General features: G+C 40.9%; 1 protein-coding gene. It reads left to right on the top strand.

Translation table 11 applies throughout. The features are described from left to right. Positions 1–700 (top strand): sensor histidine kinase (locus tag D8863_RS10620; protein WP_142999493.1); only part of this gene is annotated, 700 nt, incomplete at both ends.

The following is a 700-nucleotide window of genomic DNA, read 5'->3' as shown; positions in this document are numbered from 1 at the left end:
CTCTTTGTCTATATTTTTTCATTGGGTTTTCTTGTTTTTCTCTTTCAGTTTTTATTCGCTAGTATAGGATTTTATTTCTTCTATTTTTTCCTCCTCAGTAGCTTTTTGACACTTTTATTTTTGGTTTGGGATATTTTTGCAGAAGCTCAGGTTTACCGGCAGGAAGTACTGTATGCTGAAAGAGACCCAAAGTCTCCTTTGGAATGTGTGCTAGCGGAAAAACTCGAAGAGCGTGAGTCTGAATTGTATCAAAAGAAGTCAGAAGCCCAAAGTAAACTGACGGATTTGCTTGACTACTACACCTTGTGGGTTCATCAGATAAAGACTCCTATTGCAGCGAGCCGTCTCTTGGTAGCAGAAGTATCTGATCGTGAGGTCAAGCAGCAATTGGAACAGGAAATCTTTAAGATTGACTCCTATACCAATCTGGTGTTGCAGTACCTGCGTTTGGAAAGCTTCCATGATGACCTAGTGTTTGAAAAGGTTCAAGTGGAGAATCTGGTGAAGGAAGTTGTCCGTAAGTATGCTCTTTTCTTTATCCAAAAGGGACTGACGGTCAATCTCCATGACCTTGACAAAATCATCGTGACCGATAAGAAGTGGCTGTTGGTCGTCATTGAACAAATCCTCTCAAACAGCCTCAAATACGCCAAGAAAGGTGGACTAGAGATTTATATGGAAGGTCCAGAGCTCTGTATCA

The sequence above is a fragment of the Streptococcus oralis genome (assembly GCF_003943825.1).
In the GTDB taxonomy this organism is placed as follows: domain Bacteria; phylum Bacillota; class Bacilli; order Lactobacillales; family Streptococcaceae; genus Streptococcus; species Streptococcus oralis_CD.
The sequence above is the reverse complement of the archived record's forward strand: the minus strand, read 5'-3'. Positions and strand labels throughout refer to the sequence as shown.